Source organism: Polyangiaceae bacterium (assembly GCA_015075635.1).
Taxonomy (GTDB): Bacteria; Myxococcota_A; Polyangia; order Polyangiales; family Polyangiaceae; genus JADJKB01.
In genome coordinates, this window is the sequence record JABTUA010000001.1 from 1,153,190 (window position 1) to 1,179,654 (window position 26,465).

A 26,465-nucleotide genomic window follows, 5' to 3' on the forward strand; every position below is an offset into this window, starting at 1 on the left:
GTGATCGAGCAGCGAGCCCTCGGCAACATCCTGGTGCGCCACGGCGTGGTGACGCCGGAGGGTCTCGAGCCACTGTTCCTCCAGCAACGTGAGAAGGGTACCTCGCTCACGGAGCTGGTCGTGCAGTCTCGCATCGCCAGCGAGAGCGACGTGGCCCGGGCGCTGGCCGCCGAGTGCGGCCTGTCGTTCGTCGAGCGCATCGACCTCGCCGCGGTGCCGACTCAGCTCGCGACGCGCCTGCCCATCGGCTACTGCAAGAGCCACAAGATCCTGATCACCGCCGAGCGCGAAGATCGCGTCGAGGTGCTCTCGGCGGACCCGCTGGACACCGCCGCGCTCGACGACGTGCGCGCGACGTTCGGCAAGCCGGTCAGCGCCGTGGTCGGCGCGCCGGAGATGGTGGTGGACGCCATCAACCGCGTGTTCGAGAAGCAAGACACGCAGAGCGAGCTCGAGAGCGACGACAAGCTGAGCGACGACGACGAGGTCGACATCCTCGAGTCCGACGAGGATGCGCCGATCATCCGCTGGGTGAACGGGCTGTTCTTCAGCGCCGTCAAGGAACGAGCCAGCGACATCCACATCGAGCCGGAGGAGAAGGAGGTCCTCGTCCGCTATCGCATCGACGGCGAGCTCTACGTCGCGCGCCGCGCGTCGCGGCAGTTCATGAGCTCGGTCGTCGCCCGCGTGAAGATCATGGCCGGGCTGAACATCGCGGAGAAGCGCCTGCCGCAGGACGGGCGTATCTCGCTGCGCATCGCCGGTCGCAGCATCGACATCCGCGTCTCCACCATCCCGACCAGCCGGGACGCCGAGCGCATCGTGATGCGCCTCCTGCACAAGACCAACGTCCTGCTCGATCTGACGGACCTCGGCTTCTCGTCCCGCGACTACGCCCTGATGAGCAGCCTGATCGAGCGCCCGGACGGCATCATCCTGGTGACGGGTCCCACCGGCAGCGGCAAGACCACCACGCTCTACGCCTGCCTCAACAAGATCAACCGCCCCAACGTCAACATCCTGACGGCGGAGGATCCGGTCGAGTACGAGATCGCCGGCATCCACCAGGTGCCGGTGCAGGCCAAGATTGGCCTCACCTTCGCCAGCGCGCTGCGCGCCTTCCTGCGGCAGGACCCCGACGTGATCATGGTCGGTGAGATCCGCGACAAGGAGACGGCGGAGATCGCCATCCACGCCTCGCTCACCGGTCACTTGGTGCTCTCGACCATCCACACCAACGACGCGCCGGGCGCCGTCACGCGGCTGGTCGAGATGGAGATGGAGCCATTCTTGGTGCGCTCCACCGTGATCGGGATCCTGGCGCAGCGCCTGGTGCGTGTGTTGTGCAAGGAGTGCAAGGAGCCCTACCAGGCCAGCGAGTGGGAGCTCCGGCAGATCGGCATCGACCCGGAGCGCACCCGGCGGCGCGACGCGCGCCGGCTCTCGCCGCGCTACGTGGTGCCTGGTACCGAGTACGATCCGGTCGGCTGGCGCGGCCCGGGCATGCCCACCTTGTACCGCGCGCGCGGCTGCGACAAGTGCGACGGCAAGGGCTTCAGCGGCCGGCTCGGCATCTACGAGCTGCTCGTGATGGACGACGCCGTCGGCGCGCTGGTGCTCCAGAGCTCGGACGCGCAGAGCATCAAGCGGGCGGCGCAGTCGCAGGGCATGGACACGCTGCGCGACGACGGAGCGCGCAAAGTGCTCGAAGGCAAGACCACGGTGGAGGAGGTCGTCGCTGCGACGCAGGAAGACTTCCTGATCGACGAGTGAGGCGCTGATGGCCGTCTTCGAGTACCGAGGCATACAGATCGAGTCCGGCAAGGCCGTCAAGGGCTACCGCGACGCCGACAACGCCAAGGCGCTGCGCGCGCTCCTGCGCAAGGACGGCATCTTGCTGACGCTCGCCAACGAAGAGGGCGAGAAGCAGAAGAAGTCCAAGCGCGAGATCGACCTGTTCGCGATCTTCCGCCGCGTCAGCTCGGCGGACGTCGCGGTGATGACCCGGCAGCTGGCGACGCTGGTGCGGGCCGGCGTGCCGCTGGTGGACTCGATCTCCGCGCTGACCGAGCAGGTGGAGAAGGAGCAGCTGGTGCGCGTGCTCTCGGCGGTGCGCGAGACGCTGAACGAGGGCACTAGCTTCGCCAAGAGCTTGGAGATGCACCCGAGGGTGTTCCCGCCGCTGTACGTGAACATGGTGGCGGCGGGGGAGGCCTCGGGCACGTTGGAGAACGTGCTCGAGCGCCTGGCCGACTTCATGGAGGGCCAGGCGCGGCTGAAGGGCAAGGTGGTGTCGGCGCTGGCCTACCCGGTGCTGATGATGCTCATCGGCAGCTTGCTGGTAGGGTTCCTGATGGTCGCGGTGGTGCCGAAGGTGACCAGCATCTTCGAGAACCTGGGGCAGACGCTGCCCTGGAACACGCAGCTGCTCATCTTCGTGTCGAACACCCTCGGCGACTACTGGTGGCTCCTGATCGCGCTCGCGCTGATCGCGGGCTTCTCGTTCCAGCGCTGGAAGAACCGCCCGGCCGGGCGCATGCGCTGGGACGTGCTCCAACTGCGCTGGCCGGTGTTCGGACGGCTCAACCTGCTGGTCGCCGTGGCGCGCTTCACGCGCACGCTGTCGACGCTGCTCTCGAGCGGGGTGCCGCTCTTGAAGGCCATGGAGATCGGCCGCAACGTGCTCGGTAACGTGCGGCTCGAGAGCGTCGTGACCGATGCCATCGGCTCAATCCGCGAGGGTGAGAGCATCGCCGAGCCGCTGAAGCGTAGCGGCGCCTTCCCACCCATGGTCATCCACATGATCGCCGTGGGCGAGCGCAGCGGCCAGCTCGAGGCCATGCTCGAGAACGTGAGCCGTGCCTACGAGTCCGACGTCGAGACGCGCGTGACGGCGCTGACCAGCCTGCTCGAGCCGGTGATGATCCTCGCGCTCGGTGCGGTCGTCGGCTTCATCGCCATGTCGATCTTGATGCCCCTGATGCAGATGAACCAACTGGTCCAATGAGCCCCCATGCGCCGCCGCCGAACCGCAGATCAGCGCATCTTCTTCCCCTGGGAGGGGCGGGGCGGGCTGGTGCGCCGGCTGGGGCTCGGGCGCGTGCGCCCGGTGCTCTTGGCCTTGGCGGTGGTCGGGGTCGTGGCCTGGGTGGGCGTGCGCGAGCGGACTCGGGCCGGCGTGCGCCAGACGCGGGCGACCTTGCTCGATGCGCGCCGCGCGGTGGACTCCTACATGGCGGAGCGCGACGGCGGCTGTCCGCCGGATCTCGGGGCGGTGGTCCAGTACGCGCACTTCGACGCGCCGCCCAAGGACGCATGGGGCCGACCCCTGCGCCTGGTCTGCCCGGGCAAGCGCGAAGGCACCGCCTACGAGTTGATGAGTGACGGACCCGACGGCGAACCCGGCGGTCTGGATCGGATTGAGTGAGTTAGAGGAGAAGGAAATGCTGACGGAAAGACCCGAAATGATCATGCGTGAGGGACCGGAGAGCGAGCAGAGCGAGCCCGCGACGAGCGCAGCCAGCCGCGTCCGGCCCCCGCGGGCTCGGAGCGGTCTACGACGAAAGTGGCTGAGCGGGGCCGCGAGCCTCCGCGGCGTGACCCTCCTCGAGGTGCTGATCGTCGTGGCGATCATCGCCATGGTCGCCGGCGGTGTGGCGTTCTTCGCGCTCCCTCGCTTCCGGGAGTCGCAGATCAAGACCGCCGAGACCGGCGCGCGGGTGATCCGCCAGGCCACCCAGAGCTGGCAGGCCTCGAACAACGAGACCAACTGCCCGACCATGAGCCAGCTGGTGCAGGACAAGCAGCTCGATCCGGGCGCGAACACCAACGACCCCTGGGGTCAGCCTTACGCGATCACCTGCACTGACGGCGACGTCTCCGTGACCTCGATGGGGCCCGACAAGAAGAAGGGCACCAAAGACGACATCAAGGTGCCGAAGGCCGCCGCGGGCGCCGCCGAGGGTGCCGCCGGAGAGTGATGACGACTAGCCTCGACCAGACGGAGACCCCCGTGCGGCGCCGGCGCGCCGGGCGGCGAGGACTGACGCTGATCGAGGTCCTGATCGTGGTCGCCCTGATCGCGCTGATGGCCGGCACGGTGATCTTCGGCTCCGGGATGCTCACCTCCAGCCGGCAGCGGGCGGCGGCCACGCTGATCGTGAGCGCGGTGCGCATGGGAGTGACGCGCGCCAACACCACGGGCAAGCCGGTGCGTTTGGTGTTCGACCTCGACGCTCACCGCTTGCTGCTCGAGGAGTCGAGCGGCGTGATGCTGCGCGTGAAGGAGGAGAAGAACACCGGGGGCGGGGCCGAGGCGGCGACGGAGGCGGAGCGGAAGGCCAAAGAGGAAGCGGAGCGGATCATCGACGGGCCGAAGGCGCCGCGGGCGGAGTTCAAGCCGGTGAAGCAGTTCGGCTTCGACGGCGACGAGCCGGCCGCCGGTCGGGGCCTGGGCGCCGGCGTGTTGCTCAAGCAGGTACAGACCGAGCACGACGAGGAGCCCCGCACCAGCGGCCGCGCGTACCTCTACTTCTGGCCCGGTGGCGGCACCGAGCGCGCCGTGGTGCAGGTCGTGCGCGAGGGAGATCCGGAGGGCCTGAGCGTGGTCGTGAGCCCGCTCACGGGCCGGGCGAAGATCGAGCGCGGCGCGGTCAAGCTCGAGGGGACGCGCAACGACGACGACTTCGGCCAGATCGAGGAGGAGCGGTGAGGGCGCGCCGTGGCTTCACCTTGCTCGAGGTGCTGGTGGCCATCGCCATCCTCGGCCTCGGCATGACCGTGCTGCTCAGCTCGCAGGCCGGCCTGTTCTCGAGCTCGCAGCGCGCGCAGAACCTGAGCGTGGCCACCGGGCTGGCGCGCTGCAAGATGGCGGAGGTCGAGCTCGAGCTGCAAAAGAAGGGTTTCTCGCTCCTCGACCAGAACGACGAGGGGACCTGCTGCGAGGACGAGAGCGAGAGCCGCTATCGCTGTAGCTGGAAGATCGAGACGGTGGAGCTGCCCCAGCCCAAGGACCTGAGCAGCTCCGGCGACGGTGGGACGGACGATCCAGGTGGGCTCGGCGCGTTCGGCGGGCTCGCGGCGCTGCAGTCCGGCGGCTCCGCGGTGCTGGGCGGCGACGGCGGCATCGGAGGGCTGTCCAGCCTGCTCTCGTCCGGCGCTGCCGCCGGCGGCGTTCAGGGCATGGCGCCGCTCGTGATGAGCATGGTCTACCCGGATCTCAAGCCGATGCTGGAGGCGAGCATCCGCAAGGTCACGCTGACGGTGCACTGGAAGGAGGGCTCGAGCGACCGCGACCTCTCCGTGACGCAGTACATCACCAACCCGCAGATGGGGGGGCTCGATCCGAACGCCGCAGCGGGGCTGGGAGCGCTCGGCGATCAAGTCGGTGGGCTGACTGGCGGTACGGGTACCGGCGGCGGTGCTGCCGCCACGACGCGTGGGGGCAGTACCCGCCCCACGACCGGAGGTGGCCGTTGACCCGTCGTCGAGTCGTCCGCCTGCTTCGCGGCTTCACGCTGGTCGAGCTGCTCGTCGCCATCGTCGTGTTGTCGATGATCTCCGTCCTGATCTACTCGGCGTTCGCGGGAATGCGGCGCAGCCGCGAGGGCATTCAGCGCATGGGAGACCGCTACCGCGAGGGACGCCTGGCCATGGCTCGCCTCACGCGGGAGCTCCAGAGCGCCTACGTCTCCTCCCACGTCCCCATCGACCAGAGCATCATCGTGGTGAAGACCGCCTTCGTCGGCACCCGCGGCACTCCGGCGGATCGCGTCGACTTCGCCTCCTTCGCCAACGTGCGCACGGATCGGGACTCGCACGAGTCGGACCAGGCCGAGATCTCCTACTTCGGCGAGGCCGACGACAAGAAGCAGGGCACGACCAACCTGGTCCGGCGTGTGAGCACGCGGCCCGATCTGAAGCCCGAGCGCGGCGGTCGCATCGAGATCCTGGCGACGGACATCGATCTGTTCGACCTCGAGTACCTGGACCCGCTCACGGGACAGTGGACCGAGACCTGGGACACCAGCCAGGCCACCGGCCAGCTCGGCCGCTTGCCCTACCAGGTGCGCATCATCCTGGTCCTGAACGAAGGCCGCCGGGCCGCCGAGGGCCGCGGCCGCGAGCCGATCCGGTTCACGAGCAAGATCGGCATTCCGGTGCAGAAAGGGCTGACCTTTGCCACGCAGTGAACGGAGGGCCGCGCGGCGGCGGCGCCGCAGCAAGCAGCGTGGCGTGGCCATCGTGCTCGTGCTCTCGGCGCTGACGATCCTCGCGGTCATGCTGGCGGAGTTCCAGGACGAGACCAGCGCGGAGCTCGGCAGCGCGCTCTCCCAGCGCGACGCGTTGAAGGCGGAGTACGCCGCCAAGAGCTCCGTGAACCTGTCGCGCCTCCTGATCGCCTCGGAGCCGACCATTCGCAAGGCCTTGGCGCCGCTCTTCCTCTTGATGAAGCAGGGGCCGCCGCAGATCCCGGTCTGGGAGTTCGCCGATCGGGTGCTCGGCGCGTTCAACGACAGCGAAGGCAACGAGGCCTTCCTCAGCTTGTCCGGCGTCGGCGTCAGCGAGGGCAAGAACCTGGGCCTGGAGGGCGCGGGCTTCGAAGTGAAGATCGTGGACGAGGACGCGAAGGTGAACGTCAACACCCCCGCGCGGGGTGACGCCTTCAGCCAGGCGCGGCTGGCCGCTCAGCTCATCGGCCTGCTCGCCAATCCTCAGTACGACCCACTCTTCGCCAACCGGGACGCAGACGGACAGTTCTCCGATCGACAGGCGATCTGCGGCGCCATCATCGACTGGACGGATCCCGACCAGGAAGCCTACGTGTGCGATCCGCACTCCGGCTCCGCGCAGCAGGCCGGCGCCGAGGACTCGTATTACCAGCTGCTCAAGAAGCCCTACCCGCGCAAGAACTCGGCCTTCGACAGCTTGGAGGAGCTGCGCTTGGTGCGGGGCGTCGGCGACGACTTCTGGACCGCCTTCGTGGACCCGGATCCGAGCCGCCCGGACAAGCGCGTGATGACGGTCTGGGGGCAGGGCAAGGTCAACGTCAACACCGCCAACCCGCAGACCGTGCTGGCGGTGATCTGCGGCGCCGCCGTGCCCGGCACGCCGCTCTGCAGCGACCCGGCCGAGGCGGCGAAGTTTCTGACCGCCTTCGATCTGGTCAAGTCGTTCACGGCGGGCGCGCCGCTGTTCGGCTCTCCGAAGGCCTTCATCAGTGCGCTCAAGGGCAAGGGCATGTTCGGCGCGGCGCTCGCGGCCCTGGAGATGAAGCCGATCCAGCTCTTGTCGGACACCGAGACCGTCAAGGCCATCACCACCGAGAGCCTAGTGTTCAGCATCTACTCCACGGGCTACGTCAAGGCCGGGCAGCGCGAGACGCGGGTGAAGGTCCACGCCGTCGTGGACTTCCGCGGCGCGCCGCCGCCGGGCGCCGCCCCGGGCGCAATGAGCGCCCTGGAAGCCGCCGCCGCCGCCGCTGGCGGCGCCGCCGCTGCGGCCAGCGGCACGAACCTGCCAGATGGTGCTACAGAAGCCACCATCGCGGCGGCCTTCCAGCCGAGCCCGGGTGGAAACGTGATTTATTACCGAGTCGACTGATGGCACGCCTAGTGGGAATCGATCTCCGCTCGTCGCATGTGCGCGCGGTGCTGCTCCAGACGAGCTACCGCCGCGTGGTGGTGGAGCGCATGCTGGAGGTGGAGATCGCGGCGCCGGAGGAGCTCGAGCAAGCCCTCGCGAGCTGCGCGCTGCCGCTGCTCCAGCACAGCGAGGCGGTGTCGGTCGCGATGGACGGCGAGCAGACCTTCCTGCACCGGCTCAAGCTGCCGAGCACGGCGATGAAGCAGCTCGCGGAGGTCATCCCGTTCGAGCTCGAGGCGCAGATCCCGGTCGACTTCGACGAGCTGGTCTTCGACTACCGCCTGCTGCGGCGGCAGGGCGGGAGCGCTCCGATCGTGGTGCTCTCGGCCGCGGCGCGCATCGAGCACGTGCGCGCGCGCCTGGAGCAGGTCGCCCGGGTGCTCGGGCGGCCGGTCGAGCGCATGGCGGCCGGGCCGCTGCCGCTGGCGAACCTCGCGTCGGTCTGCCCGGAGCTGGCGGTGCCGGGGCCCGTGGCGCTGGTCGATCTGGGCGGCAAGCACTCGGAGGTGGTGGTGCTGTCGTCCGGCGAGCCCGTGTTCGCGCGCACGCTGTCGCGGGGCGTGGCGGGGCTTCCGGAGAGCGCGCCGGCCCTCGCCTCCGAGCTCCGGCAGACAGCGGCGGCGTTCGCCGCGTCCGGCGGCGAGCCGCTGGCCCAGGTTTATCTCGTCGGCGGTGGCGCCGGCGCACCGGGGGCCGAGGCCTATATCGCGCACGAGCTCGGCGTGCCCGTCGGCGCGCTGCCGCCGCTCAGGATCGAAGGCGTGTTGCCCGAGCTGGCGGAGGCATTGCCGCGCTTCGCCAAGGCCATCTCCATTGGACTCGGGCTGGCGGGTCGCGCGCACGATCTGGATCTCCGGCGCGGACCCTTGGCGTTCCAGCGCGGCTACGGCTTCCTGAAGGAGCGCGTTCCCCTGCTGACCGGCCTCGGCGTCGCCATCGTGGTGAGCTTCGCGTTCGCAGCCTGGGCGGAGCTGCGCACGCTCGGGCGCGACGAAGAGGTGCTCACGAAGGCCCTGGCCACGCTCAGCAAGGAAGTGCTCGGCCAGGAGACCACGGATCCCGAAGAGGCGAAGACCCTCTTGGAGAAGGCCCAGGGCAAGGACGAAGTGGACCCGCGCCCGGCGGTCGACGCCTTCGACGTGATGGTCGAGATCTCCAAGGCGGTGCCGTCGAGCGTGACGCACGACATCGAAGAGCTCGACATGCAGCGCAATCACGTGAAGATCACCGGCGTGGTCGGCTCCGCCGAGGACGCGCAGACCATCCTCGCCAACCTGAAGAACGTGCGCTGCTTCAACGACGCGAAGATCTCCAAGGTGACGCAGGTCATCAACAGCGACCGCCAGAAGTACGTGCTGGAGCTCGAGGTCAAGTGCGCCGACGCGACCAAGGCCAAGAAGAAGACGGAGGGCGGCGAAGCCGCGCCGGAGTGAGCCATGGCCCTCGGTGATCGCATCCAGCAACTCGAGCCGCGCGAGCGGCAGCTGCTCGGCATCTTGCTCACGGTGTTCGCGGCGCTTCTGCTCCTGGCGTTGCCCGCGGGCGTCGCCGCGGTGCTCGGCCAGAAGCGCGCGCACAACGACGCGCTGCGCGAGTCCGTGAGCTCGATCCAGGCCAGCCGCGCCGTGATCGCCACGCGCGACAAGGAGAGGAAGGACATCGCTCAGCGCTACGCCAACGTGACGCCGCCCTTGGCCTCGTTCCTGGAGAAGCTGGCGAGCCAGTCGCAGATCGAGATCCCGGAGAGCCAAGACCGTGCCGTGGTGCCGCACGGCAAGCGCTTCGAGGAGCGCTCGACCAAGATCGTGCTGCGCAAGGTGGGCATGCTCAACCTGGTGAAGTTCATGGAGAAGATCGCGCAGTCGGGGCACCCCGCCAGCGTGTCGAGGCTCAATATCAGGAAGCGCGCCACCGAGCCGGACTCCTACGACGTCGAGATGATCGTCAGCGCCTTCGACCGCAAGGCGGAGGACAAGAAGAAGGACGCGAAGCCCGAGAAGGACAAGGGGGCGGTGCCATGAGCCCGGGTGGCAAGAAGATCCTGAAGGGGGTGCTCTACCCCTCGTTCTACTTCGGGGCCCTGATCGGCTTCCTGCTGCTCTCCTTCCCCTACGATCGGCTGAAGGAGCGCCTGGTCGCGGAGTTCAACGCACGCCAACCCGCGGGTGCCGGCACGCGCCTCGAGATCGACTCGATGAGCGGCTACTGGATCTCCGGCGTCGAAGCGCAGGGCGTGAAGCTGCACGGCGCGCCCGGGCCAGCGGGGGAGGACGGCAAGCAAGAGGAGGGGCGCGTGGTGACGGTGGACGACATCCACCTGCGAGTCTCGCTCTTCCGCCTGCTGTTCGGCACGCTTCAGGTGGGCTTCGGTGGCGAGGCCTTCGGCGGCAGCCTGAGCGGCAAGACCTCGGACGCCGACGGCGCGCGGAGCTTCTTCCTCGAGCTCGACGGCGTGAACGTCGGGGACCTGCCCTTGCTCCGCGAGATGGTCGGCTTGCCCCTCGAAGGCAAGCTCAGCGGGACCATCGACCTGCGCATGCCGGAGGCGAAGCTCTCCAAGGCCGAGGGCAAGATCGATCTCAAGATCCTTGACCTGGCCTTCGGCGACGGAAAGGCCAAGATCCGCAACACCATCGCGCTGCCGAAGGTGGAGGCCGGGGAGCTCTCGCTGGTCGCCGAGGCCACGGAAGGCCGGCTCAAGCTGGAGAAGCTCGCCGCGAGCGGCAACGACGTGGAGCTCGCCGCCGACGGCAGCATCCGCCTGCGCGAACCTCTGGACACGAGCCTGGCGGAGCTGTCGCTGCGCTTCAAATTCGCCGACAAGTTCAAGGCGAAGAACGACACCACCAAGGCGCTGTTCGGCGAGCCGGGCTCGTCCCTGCCGGGACTCTTCGATCTCGATCCGAAGAACCAGCGCGCGAAGCGCCCCGACGGTTTCTACGCCTTCCGGCTCACCGGGCCGCTCGGCAAGCTGGACGCCCAGCCGGCCCCGCTCGGCTCGGCGGGCGGGGCGCAGAACCCGCGCGGCGTGCGGGGCTTCTCGGGCGGCGCGAACTAATCTGGCGGAGCCCTGAAGCGTCGATCTCCAACCTGTGATTTGGCGCCACGAGCGCCACGGCGCCACGAAGAGAAGTTTGGGTTTGTGCTTCGCGCGGGTCGGGGCGCGTGCTTCCTGAAGCGTCGAGCGAACTCGAGATCTTTGCGCCACGAACGCCACGGCGCCACGAAGAAGAAGGAGTTTGGGTTTGTGCTTCGCGCGGGTCGGGGCGCGTGCTTCCTGAAGCGTCGAGCGAACTCGAGATCTTTGCGCCACGGACGCCACGGCGCCACGGCGCCACGAAGAAGAGAGTTTGGCCTCGGCCGTTCGGGCGAGGGCGGCACTAGCGCAAGTCCCGCCGCCGCGGCGGACCGAGCGCTGCGTCGGCGGGTGCCTCTGCTCGGGAGAAAATCGAGAGCTCTTCTGCCGTCGTGGCGTTCGTGGCGTTCGTGGCGCCGTGACGCGAATCTCCGTGCACGGCGCGTGCGCGAGCTCTGGAGAGAAGTGAAGAATCTTCTGCTGTCGTGGCGTTCGTGGCGTTCGTGGCGCCGTGGCGCGAATCTCCGTGCACGGCGCGTGCGCGAGCTCTGGAGAGAAGTGAAGAATCTTCTGCTGTCGTGGCGTTCGTGGCGCCGTGGCGCAAATCTCCGTGCACGGCGCATGCGCGAGCTCCGGAGTGAAGTGAAGAATCTTCTGCTGTCGTGGCGTTCGTCGCGCCGTGGCGCCGTGGCGCAAATCTCCGTGCAGCTTCGGCGGGAGGCCGGCGGAGCGCTCAGGAATCGACCGAGATGCGGAGCTTCTTCCGCAGCTTGAAGTAAGGCTCGCTGACGCTGTAGAGCACCAGCTCCTTCATGCGCTCCTGCTGTGGCACGGCGCTCGAGCTCTCGTCGCTGGCCTTGATGATCTCGACGGCGGTCTCCAGATCGTGCGCGCAGACGAAGCCGGCGCGGTCGGCGGTCATGTCGATGCCGCCCAGCCACTTCTTCAGGTCCAGGGCGCCGCCCGACTGGATGAGCTTGGCGACGATGCGCGCCAGCTGGTCCTTGGCCTGGCCGTGCAGGCTGCGCTCCAGGGCCTGGCGCGCCTCGGTGACCGGTCCTTCCATCTCGGCTGCCACGGGGAACTGCGGCGCGATCATCTTGATTGCGGCGAACAGCCAGGCCTTCAATCCCGTGCCGCTCGGCACCAGGTGCCGCACGTACATTCCAGGGCGGAAGTAGCTGATGTGGCGCGCCGCGATGAAGGCCGCGGCCTGCGGCGGCACGTCCGCGGAGAGCGCGGCCATGCCGAGCACGACCGACGGCTGGTAGGCGTGCAGGTAGGACAGCCCACCGGGGTCGTTGTTGTTCTGGAAGGTGGGCGGTGGCTCCATGCCGAGCACGCCGCAGGCGTAGAACAACGTCTGGCTCATCGGGTAGGGGTGTCGAGCCAGGTCGATGGCGTAGCGGCGATCGAAGCCCAGGGCTTCGAAGTGCTGGCCGCGGGCCGCGATGACCGCCGGCTCGATCAGCGCGAACACGCTGGTCAGGAGCGGGTCGGCGTCGGCGTGCATCAGGTGCACGAGCCAGTCGTCGTCGGTGAGCGCGGCCTGCGCCGGCGCGGCTGTCTCGGGGCGCATGCGCTTGAAGAAGCGCTCCTCGTCCGGCTCGGCGAGGTTCAACACGTAGAGCGCCTGGCACAGCGCCCAAGCGGCATCGGCGTCCTTCACCTCGGTGTAGAGCTTGCGCATCGCCTTGTAGATCTCGGGGCGATACGGGTTCTGGCGCAAGATGACCTGCTGCGCCGCGACGGCTTTGTCGAGGTACTTCTTGGGATCGGAGCCGTACAGCTCGGCGAGCTTGGTCTGGCGCGCGGCGTTCTCCGGCTCCAGAGTCTGCGCCGCCTCGTAGGCGTCGATGGCTCGGTCCATCCAGCCCAGGTTCTTCTCGTACAGCTCCGCGAGCTCCGAGAAGGTGGCCAGCATCGCGTTCCGGTCCTTGTCGGCCGTCGCCATCTCGAGCTTGCGCTGGAGCAGGCGCTCGACCCCTTCGTAGTCGCCCTTCTCGCGGCGCAGCTCGGTGGCCTCGTTGAGCGCCTTCTCGAGCTTGGGCTCGACCTCCAGCACGCGTTGGTAGAGCTCGAGCGCGCGATCGACGTCGCCCATCTGGCGCGCGCACACGACCGCTGCCGTGTGCAGGTACTTCACCCGCTGCTTGGGCTCCTCGACGAAATCGGCCAGACGCAGCACGACGTCGACCAGCTTCCCCCAGTCCTTCTCTTCGCTGTAGAGCTGCATCAGCTTGGTGAGCAGCCGCCGGTCGTCGGGCTTGTCCTCGAGCGCGGCGACGTAGCTCTTCGCCGCGCGGGTGCGGTCGTTGAGCTTGGTCGCGGCGATGTCGCCCATGTCGAGCAGGATCTGCACGCGCTCCTCGCCCGTCGCGAGATCGAGGTGACGGTTCTTGACCTTCAGGACCTTCTCCCAGTCCTCCTTGGTCTCCCAGTACTTCGCCAGGGACTCGAGCGGAGCCGGCAGCGACGGGTCGAGCTCGGCGGCCTCTTCGAGCGGGCCGAGCGCGCCGTCCAGGTCGTGGGCGCGGCGCAGCGATTCGCCGAGGCGGTACAGGCTGAGGGCGCGATCCTTGCCCTTCTGCTGCTTGCCGAAGCGCTCGAGCAGGTCCTTGTAGAGCTCCGCGGCCCGGCCCGGCGAGCCGTGCTCGAAGGTCACGGCGGCGACGCGGCCGATGGCGTCGGCGTCGTCCGGCGCGATGCGCACCAAGGTGTCCATCGGCGCCAGCGCCTGCTCGGTGGAGCCCGTCTGGCTCAAGGCGTCCACGTAGTGGACCAGGATGCGAGTGGCGTCTTTCTTGTCCAGCGAGTCTGCGCGCTCGGCGATCAGACCGAAGTGTTTGGCGGCCTCCAGGAAGCGCTTGCTCTCGAAGGCGAGGTCACCCAGGACCATCAAGCCCTGGAGGTTCGTCGGGTCGAAAGAGATGGCGCGCTTGGCGCTCTCCTCCGCGCGCTTGTCGTCCTTCAGTCGGTCGCGGAACAAGACGGCCATCTCTCCGGCCAGCTTGGCCTTGGCGCGCTCGCCGTCGGTCTCGTTGATCTCGCGGTCGAGGAGCTGGATGGCCGCGTTGACGTCGCCGCGCGACAGGTACGCGCCGCGCAGCGCGGCGGACGCCCCGGCGTCCCTCGGGTTCGCGTCGAGCGCGAGCTTGTAGCGCTCGATGGCGCCGTCGCGGTCGCCGCGGCCCTCGAGCAGCTTGGCCGCGCGCACGTATTGCTCGGCTCGTGCCTCCTTGCTGGCTGCCTTCTCCGCCAGCGCTTCGATGGCTGCCAGCGCCGCGTCAGCGTCGCCCGACGTCTCGCGGATGCGCGCCAGCGCCTCGAGCGCGCCGGGGTGCTCGGGGTTGAGGGTCAAGACGTGCTCGTACGCCCGCGTCGCACGCTCGGGGTTCCCGATCTGATCCATGAGCACGCGAGCCAGCCCGAGCCAGAGCTCGAGCTGGCGCTCCGGCTCGGCGGCGAGCTTGAGCTGCTTCTCCATCAGCGCGGCGACGTCTTCCCAGCGGTCGAGCGCGCGGTAGTGGCGCCCGAGGGCCGAGAGCGCGGCTTCGTGGACGTTGTCCACCGCCAGGACTTGCTCCCAGGCTTCGGCGGCCTTCGCGTGGTTCAAGAACTCCTCGTCGTGGATGCCGGCGATGCGCTCCCAGAGCGTGATCTTCTGGCGCGGCGTGGCGGCCAGCGCGAGCTGCGCGTGCAGGTTCTCGAGCAAGTCCTGGAAGCGCCCGTTCTTGCTGTAGAGACGGTCGAGCGCCCTCAGCGCGTCGAGGTTCTTCGGGTCCTCGCCGAGGACCGCGTCGAGTCGACGCATGGCCTCGGCTTCGTCTTTGAGGTGGTCCTCGTACACGTCCGCGATGCGGCACAGGACCTTCAGCCGCTCCTCGCCCCGGAGCGCCTCGGCCCGGCGCTCGAGGAGCTTGACGTAGCCAGCGAAGTCGCCGGTGCGCTCGTAGATCCGCGCCAGCGCCTCGTTCGCCTTCGCGTGCCCGGGGTCCTCGGCCAGCACCTGCTCGTAGAGGTCGCGCGCGCGCCCCGTGTCGCTGAGCTGGAGCTCCAGGATCTCGGCGGCCTCCGCCCGGAGGTCGCGGGCTCGGGCGGGCGTGACCGCGCCGTCCGCGCGCCTGGCGAGCACCATCACCAGCTCCGGCCACTGCTGGGCCTTGCGGTAGATCTGGGTCATACCCTCGAGGGCGGCGTCGCTGGCCGGGTCGCTGGCAATCACCGCCTGGTAGCAAGGCAGCGCCAGGTCGGGACGAGTCAGCTTCTCGGTGTACCAGCGGCCCATGCGCGTGAGCAGCGGGTTCTTCGTCTCCTGCGGGATGTCGCTGGTCGCCGTCTGCGCGGCGGTCGCGAGCACGTCGTTCCAGCGCTCGGTCTTGGTGCCGGCGAGGCGATCGATCTCCTCGACGTAGCTCGCCTGGCTGGGGTCCTCGCAGAAGGCCTGGGTGTAGGCCACGATGGCTTGCTCGGGATCGTCGAGCTCGGCGACGTAGAGCCGCCCGATCTCGGCGTAGGCGCGGGCGCGCTCGGTGCGGCTCTCCGCCTTCTCGGTGCGAGTGAGCAACATCTCGATCAGCTCTTCGTATTTGCCGAGCTGCTTGCGCACGTCTTCGAGCGCGGTGACGGCGATGTCGTCGGCCGGGTCGAGATCGACCAGCCAGGTGTACATCTGCTCGGCCTTCTCCAGATCCTTGGCCTGGTACTCGAACAGGCGCGCCGCGCGGAAGAGCAGGCTCTTCTTGGTCTCGCGCTTCTTCTTGTCGTCTCCGACCTCGATGCCGTCGGCGGCCATGCTGAAGGCTTCGGCGACTCGCGCGGCATCGGCGCCCTCCTCGACCGCGGCCTCGAGCGCCACCGCCGCGTCTCCGTCCGCGGGATCGGCGACCAGGGCTTCGACGCGCTTGTCGAGCTCCGCGTCGGAGAGCTTGGACTCTTTCTTGGCGACGGCAGAGCGGCCCATGGTCTCCAGCGCCTCGAGCAGCGCGCCGGCGTTCTTCGGCCGCTTCTCCGGCTCCTTGTCGAGCATCGACTTGACCCAGTCGTCGATCTCCTTCGTGACCCAGCCGCGTGGGGCCACGCTGCTCGGCGCCGGCGGCGCCTCGGTGAGGTGACCGATCGCGGCGTGGATCGCCGTCGGTCCGCCGAACACCGGCTTGCCGCACAAGATCTCGTGGAGCACGCAGCCGAACGAGTAGACGTCGCTGCGGGGATCGGCGGGGATGCCGCGGATCTGCTCGGGCGCTACCGACTTCGGCGAGCCCACGGTCGAGAACAGCTCGGTCTGTCCGGCGCTCTGCACGCGCGCGCGGGCGCGCAACCGGTCGGAGCCCGCGTCCACCAAGATCGGTTGCTGCGAGCCGTCGGCGTTGCGATGGACCAGCAGGTTTTCCAGGCGCAGGTCGCCGTGCGCCAGGCGGCGGTCGTGGATGGCGCGGAGCGCCTCGAGCACCGCGCGCAGGAGCGGGCGCGCTTCGTTGATGTGCATCGGCCCAGTCCGTGAGATCCGTACCGAGAGCGGCTGCGCGTCCACGAATTCGTGCGCGACCAGGAAGCGGTCGTCGACCTGACCGGCGGTCAGGCGCTTGGGCAAGCCCGGGTGGGAGATGGTGCCGATCAGGCGACTGACGGTCAGAAACCGGTGGAGGCCGCGCCGATCTCGCGTCGCTTCTCGGCGCAGCACCCGTAGCCTGTATTCGCCGTCGGCGCCCTTGGCTAGGTAGGTGAGCGCGAGCCTGCCCTCGCCGAGCTTGCGCACGATGGTGTAGTCGCCGAGCGCCTGCCCCGGTCGCAGCTCCTCGTCGAACGGCAGACCGCTGAGCCGAATGGTGGCGATCTTGGCGTTCACGTCCGGCTTCGAGGCCAACAGGGCGTCGCACAGCGCTTCAACGGCGTCGGCCTCGACGCAGTGCTGGGTCAGCGCGTTGGCGAAGGAGCCCTTGGCGGCCGCTCCGCCCACGACTTCGGGATCGAAGCCGAGCACGTTACGACTCAGGTTCAGGAGCTCGTCCAGCTCGAAGGTTCGTTCCAGCTCTGCTCGAAGGATGTCCGTCTCCATGTCCGTCCCGTGCGCCGCGGTGTCGTCCGTCCCAGAGCGTCCGGGGGACCCGGCCGGCGGCGGGGCATGATAGCCAAAGCCCGCAGGGAAAAGCACGCGGAAGAGCGAAAGAAAATGGCGTGCCGCGGCGCGTCGGGGAGGGGTCTCCGACCCCGCTTTCTGGACCGGTGCGGCGGCTCGTGAGAAGGCTCGTGCGCGTGTCTTCGCGAGCCGTCCTGCTCGAGCGGGTCCTGCCGCTCGCCATCCTGGTGGTGGCCGTGGTCGCGGTTCCCGTGCTGATCCTGTCCCCGACCGGGCTCGGGAGGCTCAGCGCGCTGCGCCAGGAGCGCGCCAAGGCCGACGAGGAGATCTCGCGGCTGAGCCAGCAAATCACCGAGCTTAGGGCCCAGGTGAAGCGCATCAAGGACGATCCTGCGGCGGTCGAGCGGGTGGCGCGCGACGAGCTCGGCCTGATCCGCCAGACCGAGGTCGTGTTCCAGTTCAAGGACTGAGCGCGACCCAGTTGCGGCCTGGGGTTCGTCGGTGTTCGCTCGGGGGTGTGAGCGCGGAGCTGGCGCGTCGTCTGCTGGAAACCGGCGTCGTGCCGGCGGAGGAGATCTACGCGGCGCTCACGGATGCCGTGGCGCTCGGCGTGCCCTTCGTGCAGGCGCTGGTCACGCGCGGCCCGGACACGGCCGATCTCGTGGACCGCGAGCTCGGGCGCGCGCGCGGCCCGGTCCTGTCGACGGTCAGCGTCTCGCTCGAGCTGAGCGAGCACCTGCCGACCGGTATGTGCGAGCGCCTGCTGGCGGTGCCGATCGGGCGCTCGCCTGCCGGGACCGTCGAGGTCGCTGCGGTCGATCCGTTCGATCCTGCGGTCGGCATCGAGCTGTCACACCAACTGGGGGCACCGGTCTCCATCGTGCGGGCTCCGCTCGGCGAGCTCTTGCTGGCGCTGGACCGCTGGCTGGACGAGCGCGATCGGGCCGCCGTCAGGAGCACGCGGACGCCGGCGTTCGGCACCCGCGTGGTGCGGCGCGAGTCGTCCCCGGCGTTTCGGCAAGCCTACCGCGTCACTGCCGAAGGGCGCCCGGCCGAGAGCCCGAGCGAGCACCAGAGCTGGCCGCCCATTCCGCTGGTTCGTCGCTCGATCGAGCCCGCTCGCTCGCGCGTGGACACCAACCCGGGAGTCGGCTCGACGCGAGAGAGCATGCCGCTCGGCTTGGACGAGACCGGCACCGAGGTCATCGGCCTGGTTCGTTCCAAGGTCCCGCCGCCGCCCGAGCCCGCCCCCCGCGCCCTTCCCCGCGAACCGGATCTTTCGCTCCTCGACCGCGCGGAGAGCGCAGACGACCTGGTGCAGCAGATGTCCGTGATCGCCGGGCCCTTGGCCGAGCGTGTGCTCGTGCTGGCCGCGCGGGGCAAGGGGCACGAGGCGCGCGCCGCCGAGCCGCCGGACCCGGCAGCGCTCGGCCTGTGGCTCCCTGCGGCACGCCAATCGATCGTCGCGGCAGCAGAAGCGCACGGCCACTTCTTGGGTCGCCTCCCCGACGATGAGCTGCACCGCGAGCTGCGGAGCTGGGTCGGAGCCCGCGAGCTGTACGCGGTCCCGGTTCGCCTCGGCGAGCGGGTGCCCATCTGCCTGGTCCTCGCGGGCCTGGCTCGGTCGGCCGAGTCGAGCCGCCACGCCGACGCCATCGCGGCCCGCGCCCAGCAGGTACTCGAGCGGATCCTGCGCGAGAGGAAGCGCGGGGGTTGACAGCCTCGCGCTGAACGGGCTAGCAGCGTCGTCGCGGTGGCGACCCGGAGAAAATCAGGAAAAACCGGCGGCGAGCCCCCGCGTCGCGGTCGCGGTCGCGGCGGCCAGCTCGAGCTGGGACTCTCGCGGCCGGAGGAGCACGCGCCGCTCCACGAGGTCGCGCAGGAGAAGTACCTGAGCTACGCGCTCAGCGTCATCACCGCCCGCGCGCTCCCGGACGTGCGCGACGGCATGAAGCCGGTGCAGCGGCGCATCCTGTACACGATGTGGCAGCAGCGCATCACCCACGACGCCAAGCACCGCAAGTGCGCCAAGGTCGTCGGCGACGTGATGGGCAACTACCACCCGCACGGTGACGCGGCCATCTACGACGCGCTGGTGCGCATGGCGCAGCCCTTCTCGCTGCGCGAGCCGCTGGTGGACGGCAGCGGCAATTTCGGCTCGCTCGACGGCGATCCGGCTGCGGCGATGCGCTACACCGAGTGCCGGCTCACGGCCATCTCGTCGGAGCTGCTCGGCGAGCTCGAGCAGAGCACCGTACACTTCCGCCCGAACTACGACGGGACCAAGGAAGAGCCGGTCGTCCTGCCGGCGAAGGTGCCGGTCATGCTGGTCAACGGCGCCACCGGCATCGCCGTGGGCATGGCCACCAACATCCCCCCGCACAACCTGGAAGAGGTGTGCGCCGGCGCCATCCGGCTCCTGGACGCTCTGGTCGAGAAGAAGACGCTGAGCGCACGGGAGCTGTGCCGCACCATCAAGGGTCCGGATTTCCCCACCGGGGGGCAGATCGTCTCGAGCACCGAGGAGATCAAGCAGATCTACGAGACCGGGCAGGGCACGATCAAGGTGCGCGGTACCTGGAAGCTCGGCCCCGTGACCCGCGGTGAGAAGAGGCTCTTCATCACCAGCATCCCGTATGCGGTGAACAAGGCGCAGCTGGTGGAGCGCATCGCCGAGGTGGTGACCAGCCGGAAGATGCCGCTGATCACCGACGTACGCGACGTCTCGACCGACGACGTCTGCATCGAGCTCGTGCTCAAGCGCGACGCCGACGAGCACAAGGCGCTCGCCTACCTGTACAAGCAGACGCCGCTCCAGACGAACTTCGCGGTCAACCTCACCTGCCTGGTGCCCACCGAAAATCCCGAGGTGGGCCGGCCGGAGCGGCTGGATCTGGCGCAGATCCTCTGGCACTTCCTGCACTTTCGGCTGGAGGTGGTGACTCGGCGCCTCGGCCACGAGCTCGAGGCGCTCGAGCGCCGCATCCACATCCTCGAGGGCTTCGCCGCGATCTTCGACGCTCTCGACGAGATCTTGCGCATCATCCGCAAGAGCGAGGGAAAGTCCGACGCCGCGCAGAAGATCATGGCGCGCTTCAAGCTCGACGCGGAGCAGACCGACGCAATCCTCGAGCTCAAGCTCTACCGGCTGGCGCGCCTGGAGATCCTGGTCATCGAGAACGAGCTCAAGGACAAGCAGAAGCGCGTCCGCGAGATCAAGAAGCTCCTGAACGAAGCCGAGAGCCGCGGGCGCTGGGCCATCGTGAGGAAGGAGCTGGAGCAGGTCTCGGCGACGTTCGGCAAGGCCTCCAAGCGCCGCACCATCATCGAAGAGGTGGCGGCGGAGCCGGAGCTCACGGCGGAAGACCTGATCATCGCGGAGGACAACCACGTGCTCATCACCCGCGACGGTTGGGTGAAGCGCCAGAAGGAGATCAAGGACCCGAGCGCGACGCGCGTCCGGGAAGGCGACCAGGTGCTGGCGTGCGTCGCGGGCTCGACCCGGGCGACGGTGGCGTTCTTCTCCAGCTTCGGCACGGTGTACACCGCGCGCATCGCCGACGTGCCGGCGACCACCGGCTACGGCGAGCCCATCCAGAAGCTGTTCAAGCTCAAGGACCGCGAGAGCATCGTGGCCATGTTCTCCCTCGACCCGCGCCTTACCGGGGACATCGCGGAGAAGGAAGGCTACTTTCCGGCCACCTACGCCTGCGCGGCCACCAGCGACGGCTACGTGCTCTCCTTCGGCCTGTCGCCGTTCGTCGAGCCCAGCACTCGGGCCGGCCGCCGCTTCGCCAAGCCGGCCGGGGACGCCACCGTGGTGGGTGTCTACGCCGTCCACGGCGACGAGACCCTGGTGGCGGCGACGGCCGCGCGGCGCGCGCTCTTGTGCAAAGTCGAGGAGGTCAACTACCTCTCGGGGCCGGGCAAGGGCGTGCTCCTGATCAAGCTCGACAAGGGCGACAAGCTCGTCGGTTTCCGCGCCGTGGACGAGGACAGCGAGGGTCTGGTGATGAAGACGAGCCTGGGCGGCGAGCAGAAGATCTCGCCCAGCAAGTACGAGCTCTCGAGCCGCGGGGGCAAGGGCCGCGAGGTGATGAAGCGCGGTGCGCTGCTCGAGCCCGTCTTCCAGCCCCCGCCGGCGCCACCCACGTTCGAAGAAGGGAGCGGCTGACGCGCATGCCGACCTACTCCGCCAAGGACATCACGGTGCTCGAGGGCCTCGAGCCCGTTCGCAAGCGCCCCGGCATGTACATCGGCGGCGTCGGCAGCGCCGGACTGCACCACTTGGTCTGGGAGATCGTCGACAACTCGGTAGACGAGGCGATGAACGGCTTCGCCAGCCAGATCACGGTGACGTTGCACAAGGACGGGCAGAGCGTCACGGTGAGCGACGACGGCCGCGGCGTGCCGGTGGACGTTCACCCGAAGCACAAGAAGACGGCGCTGGAGATCATCTTCTGCACCCTGCACGCGGGCGGGAAGTTCGAGCACGACAGCTACAAGACGGCCGGCGGCCTGCACGGCGTCGGCGCCAGCGTCGTGAACGCGCTCTCGGCGCGCCTGGTCGCCACCGTCAAGCGCGACGGCGCCGAGCACCGTATGGAGTTCCAGGGTGGCAAGCCCGTCGGCAAGTTGACCAAGGTCGGCAAGGCTCGGGGTAGCGGCACCACCGTGTTCTTCCGCCCGGATCCCGAGATCTTCCCCAAGACGGACTTCTCCCCCGAGCTGATGCGCGAGCGGCTCGAAATCGCGAGCTACCTGCACAAAGGCCTCACGGTCAGCTTCGCCGACGAGACCCACGGCACGAAGGAGTCCTTCCACCACCCGGAGGGCATCGCGGAGTTCCTGACCCGCATCGTCAGGGAGCGTGGGGCGCGTGCCGTGCACGAGCAGCCCTTCTCCTTGTTCCGGGACAATGGGCTCAGGCTCGAGCTCGCGTTCCAGTGGACCGAGTCCACGGAGGAGCAGCTCAAGAGCTACGTGAACGGGATCCCGACCGGCTCCGGCGGCACTCACGAGATGGGCTTCCGCTCCGGCATGGTGAAGGCCGTGCGCAACTACATCGAGACGCACAACCTGACGCCGCGTGGCGTCACGCTCAGCGCCGAAGACATCCGGGAGGGCCTGACCGGCGTGCTCAGCGTGTTCGTGTCCGATCCGCAGTTCCAGGGCCAGACCAAGGACCGGCTCAACAACCCCGAGGTGCAGGCCGCGGTGGACGGCGCCGTGCGTCCGTCGCTGGAGCAGTGGCTGAACCAGAACCGCAGCACGGCCGAGCAGATCGTGGCTCGCATCATCCTGGCCGCCCGGGCCCGCGAGGCGTCGCGCGCGGCCAGTCAGGCCGTCACGCGCAAGACTGCGACCAGCGGGCGCACGATGCTGCCGGGCAAGCTCAGCGACTGTAGCGCGAGTGACCGGCGGGACACCGAGCTCTTCATCGTGGAGGGCGACAGCGCCGGCGGCAGCGCCAAGCAGGGGCGGGACCGCAATACGCAGGCCGTGCTCCCGCTCCGCGGCAAGGTGCTCAACACGGAGGGCATGGCCCTGGGCAAGGTGATGGAGAACAAGGAGATCGCCGATCTCGTCACCGCCCTGGGCTGTGGCGTCGGGCAGAGCTTCGACATCGGCCGCCTGCGCTACGAGCGCGTCGTGCTGCTCGCCGACGCCGACAGCGACGGGCACCACATCACCACGCTGCTCCTGACCTTTTTCTACCGCCACCTGCCGGAGCTGATCCGTCAAGGCAGATTGTTCGTGGCCGTGCCGCCGCTCTACCGCATCGACATCGGCAAGGAGACGCACTGGGCCGCCGACGACGCGGACAAGGAGCGTATCCTGAAGGAGAAGGCTCGGGGCAACGCTCGGCCCGAGATCACGCGCTTCAAGGGCCTGGGCGAGATGATGCCCAAGGTGCTCTGGGAGACCACGCTGAACCCGAAGACGCGCCGGCTGATGAAGATCGACGTGGCCGACGCGCTCGCCACCGACCGCGTCGTCAACGAGCTGATGGGCAAGGACCCGCAGGCGCGCTTCCACTTCATCATGGACCGGGCGGACCAGGCCGAGGCGCTGGACGTTTGAGCTCAGGACGGGGTGACTGCGGCGGGATCGCCCAAGATCCGCTCCGGATCTTCGAAGACCTCTTTGACCAGCCCGAGCGACGCTGCGCAGTAGAAGCCGTCGTTGATGCGCTCGTCGAAGCTCCAGCGGATCTCCACGGTGTCGCGCACCGCCGGCTGTTCGTCCTCCCCGACCACTACTCGCGGGCCGCTCGTGCCCATGGCGCCGAACAAGCTGACGTTGCCGTAGTCGTAGAGGTGATGCGACACGCGGTCCAGGCCCACGGAGCCCAGGTTGGCCAAGAACAAGCTGGCGAACATCGGATCCGGGCGGATCATCGAGACTGGCAAGAGGTTCACGTGGTCGAGCCAGATGAGCAGGCGGACCGCCAGTGACAGCAAGAAGCCCGGCAGGATCAGGGCGAGCTTCATCTCCTTGTCCGCGCGGTCTTGCTTGCCGGCGCGCACGTCGCGCACGCCGCTGGTGAGGCGCTCCACCGTGTCTGCGAAGGACACTCCCTCCGCGAAGCCGTGCTTGCGCGTGACGATCGGCTCGTCGTCGGAGAACCCGCGCTTGGCGGCGAACGAGATGCTGACCTCGCGACGCTGATAGACCCGCGAGCCCGAGACGAAGCGGTTCAGGCCGGGACGCGCGTGCAGCGCGCGCGCAGCGGCCCAGATGAGCAGGTGGAACAGCGTCGCCTTGGGGCGCTCGGGCCGCGCGGCGTTGAACGCTTCGACCCAGGCGCGCGCGCGCCCGATCTCGTACACCGTGTCGTGGAACACGACCGCGCCGGTGCGCGAGCGCATCAGGTAGGGGATCATCCGGCGCACGGGCGGCAGGTCCTTGACCAGATCCCCGTCGGAGCGGCCGAAGAGAGGCATGCCGAGGCGATCATGCCCCCCGTCCGGCTGCGGCGGGCGGACTATCGACGAGCAGGTATTTCCGCCGGATTTCCGGCAGTGCTAGGCTGCGCCCTCACGCGCCATGCGCTTCGACTGCGTGCTCCTGGATTTCGACGGAACGTTCACCCTCGCCGAGGAAGAGGGCGCGCCCTTCGTCGAGGCTTACCGCGCCGATCTGGCCGAGCGCCTGGGGCGCGACATCGCCGCGGATTGGAGCGAGTGCGAGGCTACGGTGCGCGCGCGACCAGCGGAGTACGGCTGGCTGTTCCAGGGCAAGCTGGTCGCCCCGGGCAACGCGGATCCCTACATCCGTTCGACCACGGTGGCGCGCATGCTCATGGACCGCTTCGGCGCCTACCTCGATCCGGCCGAGCGAGAGCGGGCGCTCTCCGAGCTGTATGGGCAGAGCTACGAGCGTTCGGCGACGGTGTTTCGTCCCGGGGCGAAGCTCGTGCTCGAGCGCCTGCTGGACACCGGCGTGCCCGTCTACGTCGTCACCAACTCCGGAACGGAGGCGGTGACACGCAAGGTTCGCTCCCTGCTCCCGGCCGCGGCCCGGCTGCCCACGGTGCGCGGCAACGCGAGGAAGGCGTTCATCGAGGAGCCCGTGGGCGTCGACGGCACGTTCGCCGGTTTGCCCGAGACGCAGGCGCTCGCTGGCCTGCCGCGTCCGGTCTACCTGCGTCGGGGGCGTTATTACGAAGTCTTGCGCGGGATCTGGGATCAGACCGGCACGCGTCCGGAGCGCACACTCCTGGTCGGAGACATCTACGAGCTGGACCTGGCGATGCCGTTCCACTTGGGCGTCTCCATCCACCTGATCGTGGGCGAGACCACACCCGACTACGAACGCCGATTCGTCGAGGACGCAGCGCTGGGCGGGCTGTCCGAGACGCTGGACGCGGTGCTCGAGCGAGTCGGGATATGACGCGTTCGATCGGCGCTCGGGCTCGCGCCGGCGACAAGGTCCTGCTCGGCGTGATCCACCTCTTGCCGCTGCCCGGCAGCCCGCGCTTCGAGAGCCGCGGGGCAGTGCTCGGGCGAGCCCTCGCCGACGCGGAGGCTCTGATGAGCGGCGGGCTCGACGGGTTCGTGGTCGAGAACTTCGGCGACGCCCCGTTCTTCGGCGATCGCGTCCCGGCGGCCACCATCGCCGAGATGGCCGTGCTCGGCGAACGGCTGCGCGTCGCGGTCGGCGCCGAACCGCTCCTCGGCGTGAACGTGCTGCGCAACGACGCCCGAGCTGCGCTGGCCATCGCCGCCGCCATCGGCGCCGACTTCATCCGCGTGAACGTGCACACGGGGGTCATGCTCACCGATCAAGGGAGCATCGAGGGGCGCGCGCACGAGACCCTGCGCGAGCGTGCGGCGAGCGGTGCGAGCGTGGAGATCCTGGCTGACGTCGCCGTCAAGCACGCGACGCCGCCGGCCGGGTTCGACCTGGTCCAGAGCGCGAAGGACACGGCGTACCGCGGGCTCGCCGACGGCCTGATCGTGACCGGCAGCGGCACGGGTGAGGCGACCAGCCTCGAGCGCCTCGAACGCGTTCGCGCGGCGGTGCCGGATCGGCCGCTGTTGGTCGGCAGTGGCGCTGGCGCCGCGACCATCGCCGCGCTGCTGCGCGTCGCCGACGGCGCCATCGTCGGTACGAGCCTCAAGCGCGAGGGCAGGGTGGCGGAGCCGGTGGAGCTCGAGCGAGTGCGGGCGCTGATGCGGGCGGCGGGATGACGCGAGAGCCGGCGCCGCGCGTGCGCGAGGCCAACGCGAGCGACGACGACGCGCTCGCCGAGCTGCTGCGGCAGCTCGGGTATTCGCGGACTCCGAGCGAGGTCCGGGAACGCCTGGCGGAGCTCGCGGCATCGGCGGCGGATGTCAGCTTGGTCGCCGTCATCGGGAGCACCCCGGTGGGCTTGGCCAGCCTGCACCTGATCCCGCTGCTTCAAGAGGCGCGACCCATCGCGCGAATCACCGCGTTCGTGGTGGCGGAGGCAGCGCGCCGCCGCGGTGTGGGCCGGCTCCTGGTCGCGGCCTGTGAGGCCCGCGCCCGAGCTTGGAGCGCCGATCGGCTCGAGCTCACCAGCAGCGACCACCGGCGCGAGGCCCACGAGTTCTACGTCTCCCTGGGCTTCACCCGGGTCGCGCAGCGCTTCGTGAGGCGACTCGACGCTACTGGGCTCCGAAGTTCTGCACCCAGTAGTGAGTGAACTTGCTGCCGTCTTGCGCCGCGTAGCCCACGCCGATGTCCTCGAACTCGGCCTTCATGATGTTCGCGCAGTGGCCGGGGCTCTTCATCCACTGGTCCATGGCGCCCTCCGGCGTCGGGCTACCGGCCGCGATGTTCTCGCCCGCCGTGCTCCACTGATAACCGGCCTCGCTCATGCGATCGAAGGGAGACTTGCCCTCCAGGTTGTCGTGAGCGAAGTAGCCCTTCTGCGCCATGTCCGCGGCGTGAGCACGGGCCGTCGCGCGCAAGGTGGAGTGCATGGTCAGCTTTCCGACGGGCGGCATCGCGTTGCCACCGCAGGTCGCGCCCGCGGCGCGGTGCTGGTTCACGAGCTCGACGATCTTGCACTCGAACGCCGCTGGGCTCGTGCCCGCGCTGTCACAGCTCCCTCCGGGGGCGCCCCCGCCGCCCCCGTCGTCGTCGTTGGAGCCGCAGCCCAGGAGCACGAGGGCCAAGGCGAAACAGCAGAGCTCA

At 69.1% G+C, this 26,465-nt stretch carries 20 protein-coding genes and 1 pseudogene; 18 read left to right on the plus strand and 3 right to left on the minus strand.

Annotated elements, in window-relative coordinates:
- The 11 genes and pseudogenes from gspE to gspN all read left to right on the plus strand — a co-directional run bounded on the left by gspE (position 1) and on the right by gspN (position 10,702).
- A complete protein-coding gene (gene gspE, locus HS104_05355; protein ID MBE7479396.1) occupies positions 1-1,773 on the plus strand; it encodes a type II secretion system ATPase GspE in 1,773 nt (590 codons plus the stop codon).
- A 7-nt stretch (positions 1,774-1,780) separates the two neighbouring features.
- On the plus strand, positions 1,781-3,007 hold the full coding sequence (gene gspF, locus HS104_05360) for a type II secretion system inner membrane protein GspF (protein ID MBE7479397.1): 1,227 nt from the start codon (positions 1,781-1,783) through the stop codon (positions 3,005-3,007).
- 6 nt (positions 3,008-3,013) lie between these two features.
- Positions 3,014-3,427, plus strand: coding sequence for a type II secretion system protein GspG (locus tag HS104_05365; protein ID MBE7479398.1), 414 nt, complete (start codon positions 3,014-3,016; stop codon positions 3,425-3,427).
- A gap of 16 nt (positions 3,428-3,443) precedes the next feature.
- A pseudogene (locus HS104_05370) lies at positions 3,444-3,656 on the plus strand (prepilin-type N-terminal cleavage/methylation domain-containing protein).
- 323 nt (positions 3,657-3,979) lie between these two features.
- Positions 3,980-4,711, plus strand: coding sequence for a prepilin-type N-terminal cleavage/methylation domain-containing protein (locus HS104_05375; GenBank protein MBE7479399.1), 732 nt, complete (start codon positions 3,980-3,982; stop codon positions 4,709-4,711).
- Positions 4,708-5,478, plus strand: a complete 771-nt coding sequence (locus HS104_05380) for a type II secretion system protein (protein MBE7479400.1) — start codon at positions 4,708-4,710, stop codon at positions 5,476-5,478. Before HS104_05375 ends, HS104_05380 begins: the two co-directional genes overlap by 4 nt.
- Before the next feature lie 20 nt (positions 5,479-5,498).
- Complete coding sequence (locus HS104_05385) at positions 5,499-6,191, plus strand: prepilin-type N-terminal cleavage/methylation domain-containing protein (GenBank protein ID MBE7479401.1); 693 nt, start codon at positions 5,499-5,501, stop codon at positions 6,189-6,191.
- A 43-nt stretch (positions 6,192-6,234) separates the two neighbouring features.
- Complete coding sequence (locus HS104_05390) at positions 6,235-7,602, plus strand: general secretion pathway protein GspK (protein MBE7479402.1); 1,368 nt, start codon at positions 6,235-6,237, stop codon at positions 7,600-7,602.
- Entirely contained in the window at positions 7,602-9,077 is a 1,476-nt protein-coding gene (gene pilM / locus HS104_05395; protein MBE7479403.1) for a pilus assembly protein PilM, read from the plus strand. Before HS104_05390 ends, pilM begins: the two co-directional genes overlap by 1 nt.
- A 3-nt stretch (positions 9,078-9,080) precedes the next feature.
- Complete coding sequence (locus HS104_05400; GenBank protein MBE7479404.1) at positions 9,081-9,665, plus strand: hypothetical protein; 585 nt, start codon at positions 9,081-9,083, stop codon at positions 9,663-9,665.
- Positions 9,662-10,702: a type II secretion system protein GspN gene (gene gspN, locus HS104_05405; protein MBE7479405.1), complete on the plus strand. Its 1,041-nt coding sequence runs from the start codon at positions 9,662-9,664 to the stop codon at positions 10,700-10,702. The genes HS104_05400 and gspN overlap by 4 nt, the downstream gene beginning before the upstream one ends.
- Positions 10,703-11,453: 751 nt before the next feature.
- Here gspN and HS104_05410 read toward each other — a convergent pair.
- On the minus strand, positions 11,454-16,778 hold the full coding sequence (locus tag HS104_05410) for a tetratricopeptide repeat protein (protein MBE7479406.1): 5,325 nt from the start codon (positions 16,776-16,778) through the stop codon (positions 11,454-11,456).
- Positions 16,779-16,993: 215 nt separating this feature from the next.
- Between HS104_05410 and HS104_05415 the strand changes: the two genes are divergently transcribed.
- The 4 genes from HS104_05415 to HS104_05430 are packed head-to-tail and all read left to right on the plus strand — an operon-like array spanning position 16,994 to position 22,883.
- Positions 16,994-17,269 carry a septum formation initiator family protein gene (locus tag HS104_05415; protein ID MBE7479407.1) on the plus strand — a complete coding sequence of 92 codons (276 nt, stop codon included), beginning with the start codon at positions 16,994-16,996 and terminating at the stop codon, positions 17,267-17,269.
- A 47-nt stretch (positions 17,270-17,316) separates the two neighbouring features.
- Positions 17,317-18,516 (plus strand): hypothetical protein, encoded by a 1,200-nt coding sequence (locus tag HS104_05420; GenBank protein ID MBE7479408.1) that lies wholly within the window; start codon positions 17,317-17,319, stop codon positions 18,514-18,516.
- Between the two features lie 36 nt (positions 18,517-18,552).
- Positions 18,553-20,973: a DNA topoisomerase IV subunit A gene (locus HS104_05425; protein MBE7479409.1), complete on the plus strand. Its 2,421-nt coding sequence runs from the start codon at positions 18,553-18,555 to the stop codon at positions 20,971-20,973.
- Positions 20,974-20,978: 5 nt separating this feature from the next.
- On the plus strand, positions 20,979-22,883 hold the full coding sequence (locus HS104_05430) for a type IIA DNA topoisomerase subunit B (GenBank protein MBE7479410.1): 1,905 nt from the start codon (positions 20,979-20,981) through the stop codon (positions 22,881-22,883).
- Between the two features lie 2 nt (positions 22,884-22,885).
- Here HS104_05430 and HS104_05435 read toward each other — a convergent pair whose 3' ends face one another.
- Positions 22,886-23,746 carry a 2-oxo acid dehydrogenase subunit E2 gene (locus tag HS104_05435; GenBank protein MBE7479411.1) on the minus strand — a complete coding sequence of 287 codons (861 nt, stop codon included), beginning with the start codon at positions 23,744-23,746 and terminating at the stop codon, positions 22,886-22,888.
- Positions 23,747-23,849: 103 nt separating this feature from the next.
- Between HS104_05435 and HS104_05440 the strand changes: the two genes are divergently transcribed.
- The 3 genes from HS104_05440 to HS104_05450 are packed head-to-tail and all read left to right on the plus strand — an operon-like array spanning position 23,850 to position 25,971.
- Complete coding sequence (locus HS104_05440; protein MBE7479412.1) at positions 23,850-24,695, plus strand: HAD family hydrolase; 846 nt, start codon at positions 23,850-23,852, stop codon at positions 24,693-24,695.
- Complete coding sequence (locus tag HS104_05445) at positions 24,692-25,495, plus strand: BtpA/SgcQ family protein (protein ID MBE7479413.1); 804 nt, start codon at positions 24,692-24,694, stop codon at positions 25,493-25,495. The genes HS104_05440 and HS104_05445 overlap by 4 nt, the downstream gene beginning before the upstream one ends.
- Positions 25,492-25,971: a GNAT family N-acetyltransferase gene (locus tag HS104_05450; GenBank protein MBE7479414.1), complete on the plus strand. Its 480-nt coding sequence runs from the start codon at positions 25,492-25,494 to the stop codon at positions 25,969-25,971. The genes HS104_05445 and HS104_05450 overlap by 4 nt, the downstream gene beginning before the upstream one ends.
- Here HS104_05450 and HS104_05455 read toward each other — a convergent pair.
- Positions 25,934-26,332: a CAP domain-containing protein gene (locus tag HS104_05455; protein ID MBE7479415.1), complete on the minus strand. Its 399-nt coding sequence runs from the start codon at positions 26,330-26,332 to the stop codon at positions 25,934-25,936. The two genes, HS104_05450 and HS104_05455, sit on opposite strands and share 38 nt — an antisense overlap.
- Positions 26,333-26,465: the final 133 nt, after the last annotated feature.

Bases quoted from the DNA above. Each gene is read 5' to 3' on its own strand.
- HS104_05375 (MBE7479399.1), top strand. From the start codon at position 3,980: ATGACGACTAGCCTCGACCAGACGGAGACCCCCGTGCGGCGCCGGCGC.
- pilM (MBE7479403.1), top strand. From the start codon at position 7,602: ATGGCACGCCTAGTGGGAATCGATCTCCGCTCGTCGCATGTGCGCGCG.
- HS104_05400 (MBE7479404.1), top strand. From the start codon at position 9,081: ATGGCCCTCGGTGATCGCATCCAGCAACTCGAGCCGCGCGAGCGGCAG.
- HS104_05365 (MBE7479398.1), top strand. From the start codon at position 3,014: ATGCGCCGCCGCCGAACCGCAGATCAGCGCATCTTCTTCCCCTGGGAG.
- gspN (MBE7479405.1), top strand. From the start codon at position 9,662: ATGAGCCCGGGTGGCAAGAAGATCCTGAAGGGGGTGCTCTACCCCTCG.
- HS104_05450 (MBE7479414.1), top strand. From the start codon at position 25,492: ATGACGCGAGAGCCGGCGCCGCGCGTGCGCGAGGCCAACGCGAGCGAC.
- HS104_05430 (MBE7479410.1), top strand. From the start codon at position 20,979: ATGCCGACCTACTCCGCCAAGGACATCACGGTGCTCGAGGGCCTCGAG.
- gspF (MBE7479397.1), top strand. From the start codon at position 1,781: ATGGCCGTCTTCGAGTACCGAGGCATACAGATCGAGTCCGGCAAGGCC.
- HS104_05445 (MBE7479413.1), top strand. From the start codon at position 24,692: ATGACGCGTTCGATCGGCGCTCGGGCTCGCGCCGGCGACAAGGTCCTG.
- HS104_05440 (MBE7479412.1), top strand. From the start codon at position 23,850: ATGCGCTTCGACTGCGTGCTCCTGGATTTCGACGGAACGTTCACCCTC.
- HS104_05410 (MBE7479406.1), bottom strand. From the start codon at position 16,778: ATGGAGACGGACATCCTTCGAGCAGAGCTGGAACGAACCTTCGAGCTG.
- HS104_05435 (MBE7479411.1), bottom strand. From the start codon at position 23,746: ATGCCTCTCTTCGGCCGCTCCGACGGGGATCTGGTCAAGGACCTGCCG.